Origin of the sequence: Bifidobacterium bombi DSM 19703 (assembly GCF_000737845.1) — a bacterium.
Classification (GTDB): domain Bacteria; phylum Actinomycetota; class Actinomycetes; order Actinomycetales; family Bifidobacteriaceae; genus Bifidobacterium; species Bifidobacterium bombi.
On sequence record NZ_ATLK01000001.1, the window covers coordinates 258787 to 273902 of the forward strand.

Below are 15116 nucleotides of genomic sequence, written 5' to 3' on the forward strand. Positions count from 1 at the left end.
ACGGTTTCCTCGGACTGCGGCCGTGTGGTCAGTCTTCTGCGTGCAGCTTTTCGGGTTTCCTGAAGAAAGGGTCTGTGATGGCCGCGTCGGATTCTTGGGACGGGGACGTCGGTGACCACGGGCTTCGTGATTCGCCTGTGCAATCGGTGATTAGCCGCCGCTCGTCGGTGGTTGGAGCAACGGTGCGTCTAAGCGATGACGGATTGCCTGGTTCCATCGACTTCGAGCGCCTGTCCATCCTCCAAGAGGAGCAACGGATACGCGGAACCGTACCGTTCAACGGTTTCGGTGATGATCGTAGCGGGATATGCCCCGTCGCCTTGCGCATGGGGTATGATGACCCGATCGATGAGATCCAGGGCGGTGTAGTCATGAAGATTGGGAGCGAGGTCGGGGGAGTCCATCACACTTATGGGTTCGATGCTGGGTCCGGCCACGACCGAACCGGCCGATGAACCTACATAGGGCAGGCCCTCGCGCACTTTGTCCACGATGAGTTTATCGGCGCCCGAAGTCTTCAACGCGTTGAGCAGGTCGAAGGTCTCGCCGCTGGCCATATAGATTCCGTCCGCATGATCCAACACCTCAACGAGCTGGTCCGGTGGCGTGGTGGCGACCATGACATCGACGAGGTCACAGCCATACAGCCGGACCTGGTCGTGCTCCCATTCGGCGTGTTTGCGGCCACCGGGGCTCGCCAACAGTGTACGCGCGGCGTCTGCGATGTAGACGACTGTCCCTGAAAGAACCTCCTCCATTCGAGGGTGAAGCATTGAAGTCAGCAGCAGATGCATCGTGACGGTCCTTTCCGTTCCTCATTGTCAGGGTCGACAACGATTCTAACACGGCCACAGGGCTTGGAGCGTGGCATAGGGAAACGGATTCCCGCTTCATGTTTGCGATGCGTCATGGCGAGCCGTGATATTGTTCATGGTGGTGATGTATCCTTTTACTCTAGTGTTGATTGGTTTCACTTCGAATGAGAGGCCGTCTTATGGATCGTAGACAGTACCGTTGTGACAAGTGTGGATGCACCGCTTTCGTCTCCGACCAGTTCCAAGCCACCGGCGGCAATTTCGCCAAGCTTTTCGATGTGCAGAACAAGCGTTTCATCACCATCAGCTGCACAAACTGTGGCTACACCGAGCTGTACCGTGCACAGACCAGTGCCGGCATGAACGTGTTGGATTTCCTCTTCAGTTCGTGACGTATGACGCACACATGTTTCGCAAAGGTCGGCTTTGACGGTTGAAAGACAGGTATGGGAAGTGGCTAGGATAACAATCAAACGGGTCTATGACGACGCTTCGCAATCCGACGGCTTTCGTGTGCTCGTGGACCGACTTTGGCCACGAGGGGTTTCCAAGGTCGGAGCGCATGTCGCTGTGTGGCTCAGGGACATTGCTCCGAGCGGCGCTCTGCGCACTTGGTTTGGGCATGACCCCTCCAAGTTCGACGAGTTTCGTCGTCGTTATGCCTCTGAGCTTGACGCGATGGACGAAGCGTATGTTCCGGAAGCGGGACCGGTCGCTGAATTGCGTGGCATCTGTCGTGAACATGACGTGGTGACTTTGGTGTATTCCGCGAAGGATGAAGAACACAACAACGCCGTGGTATTGCGAGATTACCTACTGCGCATGATGTGAAGGTGCCTTAGTGCCGGATTGAGCATGAACGGCTCCTGAATTCCGGTTTGCTTATCCATCGTTCGCCGTCGTCCCGGTGCTTCGTACGCCGGGGTGGGAGAATGAGACGGATGCGGCAACGTGCCCTACAGTTTTCGTTACAATAGGAACATGGTGGCATATTCTTTTTCGATGAAGCGAGCACGAAGCCGTGAGCGCGCGATAACCGAGTATTTCAAGATGTGGGTGGCTCGCGATTTCGACAAGCTCGATGGGCTCTTCGCACCCGATTGCAGGTACGAGGAGTATACCGGTTCCATTTACCAAGGCCGCGATCAGATACATCGTTGGATCGACGCTTTGCAAGCCGCCCAAGTGGTGGTAAGTTGGCGGGTGCATGATTTCCTACATGGACGCGGGAACCAGGGGCAGCCTGAAATAACCGTGACATGGACGTTCTGCGCCTATGATCTGGCCGACCGTTCGCACTCACTGTGTGAGGTAGACGGCGTGGCTGGGCAATCCGATGGCGTGGGTGCCGAAAGGGAGGGGAGCTACGAATTCGATGGTGTTTCCATCATCGAATTCGACAGGCAGAACAAAATCAACTCCGTGCGTGAGTTCTATGCCAAACACGATCGTCGGTATCCATACGGGGACATCGCCGGGTAGCGGACCAAGTGCTCATTGGAGCCGGACGGGTGCGTCTAGCAAGCGGAGCACTCGCCATTTCCCGGTTGCCCTAACTGTCGGTCGTAGATGCCGGACACTGCTCGCCCGTCGTTGGCTTTCGCGATTCCGGTGCCTCATAGTCTGATTTCCTGTTCGGGAATGACTATGTAAGTCGAATTCCGAAACGATTTTACCGTCGGTAAAATTCAGGAATTCGCATGTGCGCGTGTGGTTGAAGGAAGTGAAAAGGAACGCAGGAGCCGGGAGGTTCCGGAAGGTTTCGGGTGCTGTTGTTGCACCGGGTGTTGCTCTCGTTGTCTCGGATGGGCAGCCAGCCTTCACTCACACGTAAGGGAGTATGTGTTATGGCTATGTTTCCAGCTTTGATGAATGATGCGTTTCATGATATGTTCGACGATCCGTTCTTCAGCCGTTGGACCGACGCCCCGGAGAGGATGTTGACCGGTGTTTCGTCGCCAAGCCTTATGAAGACCGATGTGCGCGAGAATGACAACAATTACGAAGTGGCCATCGATATGCCGGGCTTCAACAAAGACGACATCAAGGTTGATCTTCACGACGGATATTTGACCGTTTCCGCGCATAAGGACGAGGATGGCGGAGACAAGGACGAGAACGGTAAGTGGTTGCGTCGTGAACGTTATGTAGGTTCCGCTTCGCGTAATTTCTACGTGGGTAACCAGCTTCGTGAGGACGACGTCCGTGCCAATTACAAGGACGGCACGTTGCACCTTGAGATTGCGAAGAAAGATCCTCAACGTAAGGTCGAGGAAGGTCACCACATCGCCATTGAAGGCTGAGCTCTATCATGGTGTGACCGGTCGGGTGTCGTATGCGCGTCCGACCGGTTTTGCATGTTCGCGCGCGTTGTAGTCGTGCTTGAGGTTCGTGCAGACCGCAGTGGCTCTCGCACTTTCGTCGATAGGGGGAGCTTTCGGCAGCAGGCTTCATTGCCATTTTGTCGTTGCGGCGAATAGAATATTCCATCGGCGAACGGCAAACCGATTCGGCGTCAAGGACGTCTTTACGGCGAAGAATGATGAGGAGCAGCGATGAACGGCATGTTTACATGGAAACTTCACGGTGATGGAAAGACTTTGAACCCAGGCGAGGTGGTAGACCCCGATGAGCGCATGACGTGGGGCAGGACAGCAGGGATAGGCGCACAGCATGTGGTGGCCATGTTCGGTGCCACCTTCCTTGTCCCGATTCTGACACATTTCGACCCGTCGACCACCTTGTTCTTCACGGCAATGTCAACGGCGCTGTTCCTGTTGATCAATCACAATGAGCTACCGAGTTATCTCGGTAGCTCATTTGGTTTCATAGCCCCCATCATGGCCGTGGCCAGTGCGGGCAAGGGGCTTGCGGCCGCGAGTTTCGGAATCATGTGTACGGGGTTGCTTTTGGCTCTGATTGGAATCCTGGTTCATTTCGCGGGTTCCAAGTGGATAGACATCATCATGCCGCCGGTGGTCAATGGAGCCATAGTGGCCATCATAGGCTTTAATCTGGCCCCATCGGTGTGGAACAATTTCAAGCAGGCGCCAGACACCGCCGCGGTGACCTTGGCTGCGGTGCTTCTCGTGGCGGTTCTCTTCAAAGGCCTCCTAGGCCGACTGAACATCCTGGTCGGCGTGCTCATAGGTTACGCCTATGCCTGCATCCGCGGGCAGGTGGACTTCGCTGCAGTGGCGAAGGCCTCGTGGATCGGCTTCCCTCATTTCCGTACGCCGGTGGCCGACTGGTCGGTGCTCCCAATGTTTATACCGGTTGTCATGGTGCTCATTGCGGAGAACGTTGGGCACGTGAAGTCCGTCGCGCAGATGACCGGCCGTGACTATGACGACAAAATCGGCACGGCCTTGTTCTCCGATGGTCTGGGAACCGCGATAGCGGGCTTTGGAGGCGGCTCCGGCACCACCACGTATGGCGAGAACATCGGCGTCATGGCGGCCACACGCGTGTACTCCACCGCCGCCTACTGGTGTGCCGCTGGTTTTGCATTGGTTCTAAGTCTGTGCCCGAAATTCGGTGCCGTCATCAACACTATTCCGGCAGGCGTGCTCGGCGGAGTGACCACATTGCTTTACGGCATGATCGGCATGACCGGCGTGCGCATCTGGGTCGACAATCATGTCGATTTCGCCAACCCGCTTAATAACATGACGGCCGCCGTAACGATGATTATCGGCATCGCGGATTTCGGCTTCGCGGTAGCCGGCATCAAATTCAACGGCATCGCCATCGGCACCGTCGTGGTGCTCGTGGTCTACCATCTGCTGAAGGCCATAGGTCGGGCCACCGGTGCCATTCTTCCCGAAGCTGTGGAGGGTGAGGACGCGCCTGCCGTCGACCGGCAATCGGCAGGCAAGTAATTATCCGAAGGTTTGTACAATGTCCCCGCCGCATGAGCATGCAGCGGGGACTATTTTTTTGAGACTCTCTAAAAGTATATAAAAGCTCTCAATTACATAACACATCGCTCTTTTGACAAATCAAGAAATCCCTGATAGCCTGATTGCACTTTGGTTCATTGGCAATGTCGCAAGGAGCTTGATGAGCGTGCATATCGTTGTTATGGGTGTGGCCGGTTGCGGCAAGACTACCGTTGCCGAGGCGATACGGGATCAGCTTGGCTTTGAGATGGCTGAGGGTGATGACTTTCATTCAAAGGCGAATGTCGATAAAATGAGCCGAGGTGTTCCTCTTACCGATTCAGACCGTTGGCCTTGGTTGGGCGCCATCAATCGATGGATGATCGATCGTTCGGCACGAGGCTGTTCCACGGTGGTTTCATGTTCGGCCCTCAAACGGTCGTACCGCGATGTATTGTGCAAGGGAGTGGATGTGTTGTTCATTCACTTGGTCGGATCGCAGGAGCTCATCGGATCGCGGCTTGCAATGCGCACGGGGCATTACATGCCGTCTTCACTGCTTCCCAGTCAATTCGCTGACCTCGAGATGTTGCAACCTGACGAGAACGGTGTGGAGATTCCGGTGGACGGCACTCCCGAAGAGGTTGAGGCGCTGGTGATGAAGACCGTCAAATCGTATTGCGCCGGAAAAGGAGAATGACCGGCGCGCGCATCGGGCGTCGTGCGATTTGCGGCAGTCGGACCAATCGATTGAAGTGCGTACCTTGCCCGATACGGGAGAACCGGTAATTGGTGCTCGGGAATTGCAGACAGGGCGTTGGAAGATCCGGATGCTGTCGGACTGAGGATGGAAGAGCGTATTGGCTTGAGTCTGAATCCTGATTCGTTGCATACGAGGCATGATTGGCGCGTATGCCAATCGTCATCACGTCATCGTTGATGCGGGTAGGAAGTCATACATGACGGGCGACGGCGTTGTGCACAGGCACGCGTCCGCTCCTCGCGCGAGGTCGGGAATGGTGTGGTGCATATCTTACGAGCTGCGTCGCTGATGCGCTGGACGATACATCAAGGCCGTTCGGTGGCGGTTTTGACTTCATCCACAATGAGTGCCATGGCTTGGCTGGCAAGCGAGGGTTCCTGCTTCCAAATGGCCTGCGCTACCTGTTCATGGGCATCGAGTGCCTCAGGTTTTGGCTTTGCGGGATAAAGACCCATCTCCACTCGACTCACGATCACAGTGCTGATCTGCGGGGCCAAGGCGGCGAACAGCTCGTTGTTGCTTTCCGTCAACACCAATGTATGGAAACGGCTGTCAAGTTTATGGAATGTGTCAAGGTCACCGGATTCGCCGCTTTTACGCATCTCCATGGCGAGCACGGGCATGAGAGCGCGTGTCTCCAGGGATGCGTGACGGGCGGTATCGGCAGCGGCGGTGGGTTCGATGGCGAGTCTGAGTTCCGTGAGACTCGCCAGTTGCCTGTTTCGGGCGTTCGAGTGCAGTTTCCAACGGATCACCTGGTCGTCGAGGGCCTGCCAGGCTTCGAGTGGCTGCGCCACAAGTCCCACTCTTTTCTTGATGATGACGGCGTGCGCCGATTCAAGCGTATGCGAGACCTCACGCGCGACGGTCCTTGAGATGGAGAAGCGTTCCTGAATGTTGCCTAAGGTGATGCTGGTACCGGCTTCCCATCGGCCTTCGATGATATCAATGGCCAAGGATTCCGCCACCGGCTGTTGCATGGGCGTGCTGCCGGATGATTTGTCTGTGCTCCGAGATGATGTCAAATCCATACGTTTAGGGTAGCAAAAAATATGCATAAACCGCCGAATGACTGGATAGTTCTTAGTTCAGCAGCAAAAAGAGTATTATTTATGAGAAACGTCATTATATAATAATATCTAATACTATCTAATACTATCTATTATGAATGATCAGTCATTTGTTTTCAAGGAGGAAATACGCAGTTGAGAATGGTCGGGTTGGGGCGCATGGGCGCCAATATGGCGGCTCGCTTGCGTTCCGCTGGGCCAGTTGGGGGTGGCCATTTCGCGAAAATGGTCCATAATGGCATCGAGTATAAAATGATGCGGACCTTTGGAGAAGGCTTCGCCACTATGGAACGCACGGAACTGATTGGGAACCCGGCCGAAGTCATGGCTTCATGGAAATCGGGAAGTGTGGTTTCTTCATGGCTCTTGGATCTGCTTGTCGAAGGCATGCAAAGCGATTCAGATTTGCGTCATGTTCCGCCTGTAGCTGATGAATCGGGTGAAGCGAAGTGGATGATTGAGGTGGCCTGCGAGCTTGGAGTGCCGACGCCGGTTACGAGCTCTGTCCTATTCGCCCGCCAGGCCTCACGCGGCAGCGAGGATGACGCGATGCGTGTGGTGACGTTGTTGCGTTGTCAATTTAGAGGACATGTGACGTCAGGTTGACTTGTCGCTTAAGACTTTGCATTTATCAAGCACGGTATCCCTCGGTGCGGGTGGTGAGATCGGTCCCTCCATTCCATGCTCGTTTGCATATTGCCGGTAGTGAGCAGGATGCTGGGCAGGGGAGTACGGTAGGGTACGATTGAGGCATGTCCTTCTTAGACGATTTCGTTGACATGCTTGGCGCTGCACTGACCGGTTCCTTCCAGGGCTCACCATATGAACAAACAGCCAGACGTCGCGGCGGTGAACGGCGGTCTTTCCACAATGGCGATGATGACGGTCCCACCATCCTCAATGTAGAAACCGATGGTGAAGATGATGATCCACATCGTCGTACCGGCGCCGCCAGACATGACGATTCCCATGGCCCGCGTGGACCGCGTGGTCCACGCAGGCCGCGCATCATGGGGGGTGGTGGCCGTTCGTCAAAGAATCTATCCGCAGCCCAAAAGGCAGTCCTCGTGATTGTCGTTTCATTGCTGGTCATATTTGCGTTGCTGTTCGGTCTCGATCACTTCATCACCGACCTCATGTGGTATGACCAGCTCGGTTTTCAAAGCGTTGTGTGGACGCAGCTGTGGACCAAGGTCGGGCTTTGGGTTGCCTATGCTTTGGCTTTGCTTGCCGTCAGCTATTGTTCCGCTTGGATGGCGATACGAACGCGACCGGACAGTCCTGACGGTTCGACGATTCGCATTCATGGCGACGTCGTGGAAGTGGGCAGGTCACTTAGTTCCAAAACGGCGCGTCGCGGTGCGATGATTATCGCGCTTCTCGTCGGAATCCTGTTCGGTGCCCGATTCAATTCGAACTGGTCCGAGGTGCTGTTGATGCTGCACGCTCAAAACTTCGGCATCAAGGACCCGCAGTTCGGCCTAGATAACGGGTTTTATGTCTTTATCCTTCCAGGGCTTCGACTGGTGCTTTCGGGACTCATGGTGCTGTTCGTCTTCGGTCTTGTCTTTTCGCTCGTCGCCCATTTCGCGATGGGAGGGATTCGCATATCCATGCCGGTCCATGGGCACGGCATCGTATCGCTCACCGGACATGCGCGTCGGCAAGTCGCTTTTTGGGTGGTGCTGAACATGCTGCTGTGGTCGGTACGCCAGATCGTGGGAGTTTTCTCCAACCTCACCGACGATGGCAGCCGCTTCACCGGCGCCGATTACACGACGGTTCACGCCAATATTCCGGTCACCTTCATCATGGCTGCGCTCACCGCCGTACTGGGCATTCTGCTTGGGGCATGGATTCTGCGCTCACGTTCCCTCGACAGTCCTGCTTCGGTGGGAGTCAGGGCGAGTGCGGCGTTGAAGGCGTGGCGCGTGCCTATCATCGCCGTTGCGGCGACGATAGTCATTTCCTTGGTGCTTGGGATGTTGTGGCCCACGGTACTGCAGCGTTTCAAGGTCAATCCCAACGAGCAGGAGATGGAATCGGCGTACATCTCCCGCAACATCGCCGCCACCAGACATGCTTATGGGCTGGATGGCGTCAGAACGGAACAATACAACGCCACCACCAAGGGGCGGTCGGGCGCACTGGCATCCGATCCCGAAACCACGGCGCAGATCAGACTGCTCGACCCTCAGGTCGTCTCCTCCACCTTCAAGCAGATGCAGCAGTCAAAGCAGTATTATTCGTTCCCCGATTCTTTGGCCGTGGATAAGTACGATATCGACGGTAAGAGCCAGGATACGGTGATAGCCGCGCGCGAGCTCAATCTCGAGGGCAATGACAACCGCAACTGGGTCAATGACCATACCGTTTTCACCCACGGCTACGGTATCGTTGCGGCTTATGGCAACAAGGTCACCGCCGATGGATACCCGAGGTTCTTCGAATCAGGCATTCCGACGCAAGGCCAGCTGTCCAAAAGCCAGCATTACGAACCGCGTATCTATTTCTCACCTAATTCACCGGACTATTCCATCGTCGGTTCACCGAAAGGCTCACAGCCTTGGGAGTTCGACTATCCCAAGGGGTCCACCGGTGCCTCCAACACGTTCCAGGGCAATGGCGGGCCGAAGATAGGCAACGCCTTCACCAGATTGCTGTACGCCCTGCGCTTCGGATCGGACCAGATATTCTTCTCCGACCGAGTGACGTCGAATTCTCAGATATTGTATGATCGCAGCCCCAAGGACCGTGTGGCCAAAGTGGCCCCCTACCTGACCCTGGATGGGCGTGTGTATCCTGCAGTGGTGAATGGGCGTGTGAAGTGGATCGTCGATGCCTACACCACCTCTGATGCCTACCCCTACGCCCAAACCACCGATCTTGGCAGAGCAACGGAGGATTCCACCACGATATCCTCGCATACCGTCAAGGGACTCATGAGCCAGCCGGCGAACTATATACGCAATTCCGTCAAGGCCACCGTCGATGCCTATGACGGTTCGGTGGACCTATATGTATGGGATAAGTCGGATCCCGTTATCAAGGCGTGGGAGAAGATATTCCCCGGGCAATACCATCCCATCTCCGACATGTCAGGGGACTTGATGAGCCATATGCGCTACCCGGAAGGCTTGTTCAAGGTCCAACGCCAACTACTGTCGAAGTACCACGTCACCAGCGCCGGACAGTTCTTCTCCGGTGAGGATTTCTGGCAGACCCCGGTCGATCCGACCGAATCGAAGGCGGCCCAAAGCAACGATGTGCTGCAGCCCCCGTACTATCTGACGCTGAAAACGGGCGGTTCTTCGGAGCCATTGTTCTCGTTGACGTCGACGTATATTCCAGCCGGCGCCTCCACTCGCGAGATTCTGACCGGATTCCTGTCGGTAGACTCCGATGCAGGCTCCAAGAAGGGCGAGGTGGGGCCGAATTACGGCACCATACGTCTGCAGGAATTGCCTAAGGACCTGAACGTGCCCGGTCCGGGGCAGGCGCAGACCAATTTCAACACCAACCCGGTCGCGTCAAATCAGCTCAACTTGTTGGAGACCGGTTCGACGAAGCTCAAACGTGGTAATCTGCTCACCTTGCCCCTTGGAGGTGGCTTGGTCTATGTCCAGCCTGTCTATGTGCAATCCAACAGTGGGACGAGCTACCCGTTGCTCAAGAAGGTTCTTGTGGCTTTCGGTGACCAAGTCGGATTCGCAGACACCCTTGATGAGGCGCTGAACCAGGTCTTCGGCGGCGATTCAGGGGCTTCTGCCGGTGATGCCGAGAACAGCGGCGGTTCCCATGATTCCGGCGTTACCTCACCTGACAACGGTGATGGCATCGCAAAGAGCCAGGAAGGTGGGGCAGGTGCGAACGGTAAGACGGCACCGGGCAAAGTGCAGTCGGGATCAGGCGCATCCGGTGGTTCGGCAGCATCAAACCCTGAGCTCAAGGCCGCATTGAACCGTGCTTCACAAGCCATGAAGGATTCAGACAGTGCCATGAAATCCGGAGACTGGACGGCTTATGGCAAAGCGCAGAAGGATCTGAACGACGCCATCAACCAGGCCATTGAGTTGGAAGGCAAATAGGTGGCAGTCAGGCCGGTCCTTCGATAGGTGCCGCACCGGGTTGTGCCTTGTGCGTTGTAGATGGCATGTGACATGCGTGTTCTGCTATCGCCCTGCGGCCTCCATGAAGCATCACGTGCTTTCCGCCGACAGCGTGCGTCGTTTGCACTGGGTACTATGAATCACAGCAAGGCCCTATACCCGGTCGTTTCGGTATGGGGTCATTGTGGCGTATTCATGATGGTCGCTGCGCTTGGCGACGCCGTTGGGGGAGTTCGGAACTGTGGCATCGGATTTTTGGTTGATAGCCGGGTTAGGTAATCCAGGCAGGAAATATGAGGGCACCAGGCACAATATGGGGTTCATGGTGGCCGACACTCTGGCCCAGCGGTGGTCGGTGTCGTTCAGTGATCACAAAGGGCTTGCTGACCTGGGCAAGGGCGTGATGGACCTCAATGGACGGCAGGTGAAGTTCTTCCTCATCAAGCCATTGACGTATATGAATGATTCCGGAGATGCGGTGTCTTCGGTCGGTGCATACTATGGGATCAATCCCGACCGCATCATCGTCATCCATGACGATATGGATCTGGATTTCGGTCGTATCAAGGTCAAAGCTGGTGGCTCGGCCGGCGGCCACAACGGTATACGATCGATTGACCGGTCTTTGGGTACCAACCGGTACGCTCGTGTCCGTATGGGCACGGGACATGCGGCGCGGGGTCCGCATGCTCATGAAAACACAGTCGATTGGGTGTTAGGTGGTTTTTCACCGGCACAACGCAAGGAGCTTCCTGATTTTCTGGCTGATGGCGCCGATGCTGCGGAGGCGGTCATCTTCCAGGGGCTTGCCAGGACGCAGGAGTTGTTCAATGGGCGCTGAAGCAGGCAATCGATTCGCAAACGCTTCCCAAGGATCCACGCCGTCCTCCGGATCCGATACGGACACGATGCAAGGGGCATTGGCACATCTGCTGAAGAAGCTCAGGAATGATCAAGGGTTTCGTGCGCTCACTGACGGTGATGTGCAGGAGTCCCACGCATCGGCCGAAAACGTGCTGGACGTAGGTGCGCCGGAGGGTGTCCATCCCGCCTTGGCAGCGGCCGTGGCGCGGCGTGAGACGGTGGTGATGGTGGTTTCCTCCTCGCGTGAGGCTGATGAGATGGTCAAGTCGGTGCGCTCGTGGTACGACGGTCCTTCGAGCGAAGTGGTTCAACTTGAGGCTTGGGAGACTCTGCCTCACGAGAGGCTTTCACCCAGGGCAGACACAGTTGCCAGCCGCATGGCCGTTTTTCGTCGACTTGCGCATCCCGAGAGCGGCAGCACGTTGTTTGGACCCATACGTGTCCTCATCATGCCGGTGCGTTCGCTCATCCAGCCCGTTGTGGCTGGATTGGGCGATGTGGAGCCGCTCGTCTTTCGGGTCGGAGGGGAGATCTCTCTGGACGATGCCTCGTCGCGCTTGGTGCGTAACGCCTACGCCCGTGTGGAGCTCGTCGTCAACCGAGGCGAGTTCGCCGTGCGTGGAGGCATTCTCGATGTTTTTCCTCCGACGTTGCCGCATCCCGTACGCATTGAGTTTTTCGGCGATCAGATCGACGCCATCCATGAGTTCCATGCCTCTGACCAGCGCACCTATGGACAGGGCATCGACTTGGTGTGGGCTACGTCTTGTCGTGAACTGCAGCTTACGGATGACGTCCGAGCGCGCGCAAGGTCTCTCATCGGACGGCTTCCCAATGCTGAGGACATGCTCGCTTCCATCGCCGATGCCATCCCCGTGGAAGGCATGGAGTCCCTGATTCCCGCGTTGGTCGACGACATGGAATCCGTCTCTTCTATGCTTCCAGGCAAGGCCACCATCATGCTCTCCGATCCGGAGAGACTGCGCAGGGCCGCCGAGGATCTCAACACGACGGCGAATGAATTCCTGGCCGCAAGTTGGCATGTGGCAGCAAGCGGGCATTCGACCGGGGCACCGATTGATTTTGGGCAGGCGAGTTTCCTTGACTTTGACGAAACCGTTTCATCCTTGGAATATTCGGGGCATGATGTCTGGAATCTGACGGGTTTTGGCGTTGATTCCGCCATTGCCGGGAAGATCGCCGTGGATGCCCAAGCGGCCTCGGAGTACCGTGGCGATGAACGCAAAGCCTCCAGTGGCATCGAAGGGCTTATTGATTCGGGCTTTGAAGTCATCATCACAGCTGCCTCGGATCCGACGTTGGCGAGACTCAGGCGGGCAGTGGAAGGCACAGGTGTCACCGGTTTCTCCACAGTTCGCTCCCTGGCCGTCGATGGCTTCATCGATCGCTCGGCTTCCATCGCCTTGCTCACCGAACGCGACCTCACAGGTCGGACGAGCATTGGTGCACAGGTCAAAAACCGGTCGAGGCGACGTAAGCCGCTTGACTTGATGGAGCTGAAGACAGGGGATTACGTCGTCCATGAACAGCATGGCATCGGCCGTTTCATCAAGATGGTCCAGCGCACCACGGGAAAGGGCGGCAATCAGGCCACCCGCGAGTACCTTGTCATCGAGTATGCGCCGAGCAAGCGCGGGGCTCCTGCCGACAAACTCTTCATACCCGCCGATCAGCTTGAGCTTGTTTCCAAGTACATCGGCTCCGACGCACCCAAACTCAACCAGCTCGGCGGGTCGGATTGGGCGGCGACCAAGGCACGGGCCCGCAAGCATGTGCACGAGATAGCCGATGACCTGGTCAGGCTTTATTCGGCGCGTCAATCGGCGAAGGGCTTTGCTTTCAGCCCGGACACACCTTGGCAGAAGGAGCTTGAAGATTCGTTCCCGTATCAGGAGACCGAGGACCAATTGACGGCCATTGCTGATGTGAAGGCCGACATGGAGAAACCGGTGCCTATGGACAGGCTGATCTGCGGCGATGTAGGCTTCGGCAAGACGGAGGTTGCCGTACGGGCGGCGTTCAAGGCAGTACAGGATGGCAAGCAGGTCGCGATTCTGGCGCCTACGACCCTGCTTGTGCAACAGCACTATGAGACTTTCGTCGAACGCTATGAAAATTTCCCAGTGACCGTGGCTGCGATGAGCCGCTTTCAAACCACCAAAGAGAACAATGAGACTCTGGCCGGACTCGAGTCCGGCGCCGTGGATGTGGTCATCGGCACCCACAAGCTGCTCAACCCCAAAATAAAGTTCAAGGACCTGGGGCTGCTCATCATTGACGAAGAACAGCGTTTCGGCGTCGAACATAAGGAGACGCTCAAGGCGTTGCGGACGAATATCGATGTGCTTTCCCTTTCGGCGACGCCGATTCCACGTACTTTGGAGATGGCGGTGACCGGCATCCGTGAGATGTCGACGTTGTCGACGCCCCCGGAGGACCGGCTGCCGGTGCTTACCTACGTCGGGGCTCAGGATGATCAGCAGGTCATTGCGTCAATACGCCGTGAACTGTTGCGTGGAGGACAGGTGTTCTATGTCCATAATAGGGTCAGTGACATCGACAAGGTGTCGGCCAGGATACATGAGCTCGTTCCCGAGGCTCGCATTGGCGTCGCCCATGGCAAGATGAGGGAAAAGCAACTGGATGAGATTATTCAGGGGTTCTGGCATAGGGACATCGATGTGCTGGTGTGCACCACCATCATCGAGACCGGACTGGATATCTCCAATGCCAACACGCTCATCGTGGATCATGCCGACCGGTTCGGGCTTTCCCAGCTTCACCAGCTGCGCGGACGCGTGGGGCGCGGGCGCGAACGCGCTTACGCATACTTCCTGTACGATCCGACGAAGACCATGACTCAACAGTCTCATGATCGTCTGGCCACCATCGCGCAGAACACCGCCTTGGGGTCCGGCTACGATGTGGCGATGAAGGATCTGGAGCTGCGTGGTACTGGCAACCTGCTTGGCGGTGAGCAGAGTGGGCATATTGAAGGAGTCGGCTTCGATTTGTACGTGAGGATGGTGTCTGATGCGGTCGACCACGTCAAGGAACCGGAACGCAAGGAAAGCGTGTCCGTCTCCATCGATTTGCCCATCGAGGCCTCCATACCTGTGGATTACATCGATTCGGACAAGCTGCGCTTGGAAGCCTATCGAAAGCTAGCCGCGGCGCATGATGAGGCCGATCTGCACGATCTCGCCGACGAGCTGACCGATCGTTACGGACCCATGCCCGCGCAGTTTGATTATCTCTTCGCTGTCACTAGACTTCGCGAGGCGGCCGCCTCGTTGGGCATCACCGAGCTTGTGGCCCAGGGCTCGCGTATCCGCATAGCGAAAATAGACCCGCCCGAGTCGTTGCGTATGAGGCTGAATCGTATCTATCGCGGCATGCAGTACCGGCCGGTTACGCAAACGTTGCTGATTGCGACTCCATTCGCGGGCTCCTTGGGCAAGGAGCCGATGAATACCGGGCAGATTCTCGATTGGACGGCACAATTGCTCAGGGACCTGACATAGCCTTGCCTGTTCGCGTCAGTGGGCTAGGGGCTGATTGTCTAAGAACACACGGTTTCCCACGTTCTATGT

11 protein-coding genes and 1 pseudogene are annotated in these 15116 nt (G+C 56.5%); 10 read left to right on the forward strand and 2 right to left on the reverse strand.

Annotated features, from left to right (window positions below; translation table 11 throughout):
- Positions 1–188: 188 nt before the first annotated feature.
- Positions 189–794: a Type 1 glutamine amidotransferase-like domain-containing protein gene (locus tag BBOMB_RS00990; RefSeq protein WP_044086404.1), complete on the reverse strand. Its 606-nt coding sequence runs from the start codon at positions 792–794 to the stop codon at positions 189–191.
- Between the two features lie 200 nt (positions 795–994).
- Here BBOMB_RS00990 and BBOMB_RS00995 point away from each other — a divergent pair, with 200 nt between their 5' ends.
- From BBOMB_RS00995 to BBOMB_RS01020, 6 genes are all read left to right on the forward strand, one after another.
- Positions 995–1207: a zinc ribbon domain-containing protein gene (locus BBOMB_RS00995; RefSeq protein WP_044086407.1), complete on the forward strand. Its 213-nt coding sequence runs from the start codon at positions 995–997 to the stop codon at positions 1205–1207.
- 61 nt (positions 1208–1268) lie between these two features.
- Positions 1269–1646 (forward strand): DUF488 domain-containing protein, encoded by a 378-nt coding sequence (locus BBOMB_RS01000; RefSeq protein ID WP_044086408.1) that lies wholly within the window; start codon positions 1269–1271, stop codon positions 1644–1646.
- 153 nt (positions 1647–1799) lie between these two features.
- Positions 1800–2297 (forward strand): nuclear transport factor 2 family protein, encoded by a 498-nt coding sequence (locus tag BBOMB_RS01005; RefSeq protein ID WP_161787676.1) that lies wholly within the window; start codon positions 1800–1802, stop codon positions 2295–2297.
- Between the two features lie 365 nt (positions 2298–2662).
- Entirely contained in the window at positions 2663–3118 is a 456-nt protein-coding gene (locus tag BBOMB_RS01010) for an Hsp20/alpha crystallin family protein (RefSeq protein ID WP_044086410.1), read from the forward strand.
- Between the two features lie 252 nt (positions 3119–3370).
- Positions 3371–4696, forward strand: a complete 1326-nt coding sequence (locus BBOMB_RS01015) for a uracil-xanthine permease family protein (protein ID WP_081867198.1) — start codon at positions 3371–3373, stop codon at positions 4694–4696.
- A 181-nt stretch (positions 4697–4877) separates the two neighbouring features.
- Positions 4878–5396, forward strand: a complete 519-nt coding sequence (locus tag BBOMB_RS01020) for a gluconokinase (RefSeq protein WP_044086412.1) — start codon at positions 4878–4880, stop codon at positions 5394–5396.
- Between the two features lie 368 nt (positions 5397–5764).
- Here the strand turns inward: BBOMB_RS01020 and BBOMB_RS01025 are convergent, their stop codons facing one another.
- Complete coding sequence (locus BBOMB_RS01025; protein ID WP_044086823.1) at positions 5765–6439, reverse strand: FadR/GntR family transcriptional regulator; 675 nt, start codon at positions 6437–6439, stop codon at positions 5765–5767.
- Between the two features lie 282 nt (positions 6440–6721).
- On the opposite strand from BBOMB_RS01025, the pseudogene BBOMB_RS01030 reads away from it, so the two are divergent.
- From BBOMB_RS01030 to mfd, 4 genes and pseudogenes are all read left to right on the forward strand, one after another.
- Positions 6722–7135: pseudogene (locus tag BBOMB_RS01030) on the forward strand (6-phosphogluconate dehydrogenase); the annotation flags it as partial.
- Positions 7136–7281: 146 nt separating this feature from the next.
- Positions 7282–10617: a UPF0182 family membrane protein gene (locus BBOMB_RS01035; protein WP_081867199.1), complete on the forward strand. Its 3336-nt coding sequence runs from the start codon at positions 7282–7284 to the stop codon at positions 10615–10617.
- A gap of 262 nt (positions 10618–10879) precedes the next feature.
- Positions 10880–11479 carry an aminoacyl-tRNA hydrolase gene (gene pth / locus BBOMB_RS01040; RefSeq protein WP_044086826.1) on the forward strand — a complete coding sequence of 200 codons (600 nt, stop codon included), beginning with the start codon at positions 10880–10882 and terminating at the stop codon, positions 11477–11479.
- 67 nt (positions 11480–11546) lie between these two features.
- Complete coding sequence (gene mfd, locus BBOMB_RS01045; RefSeq protein ID WP_044086828.1) at positions 11547–15047, forward strand: transcription-repair coupling factor; 3501 nt, start codon at positions 11547–11549, stop codon at positions 15045–15047.
- The last annotated feature ends 69 nt before the right edge of the window (positions 15048–15116 follow it).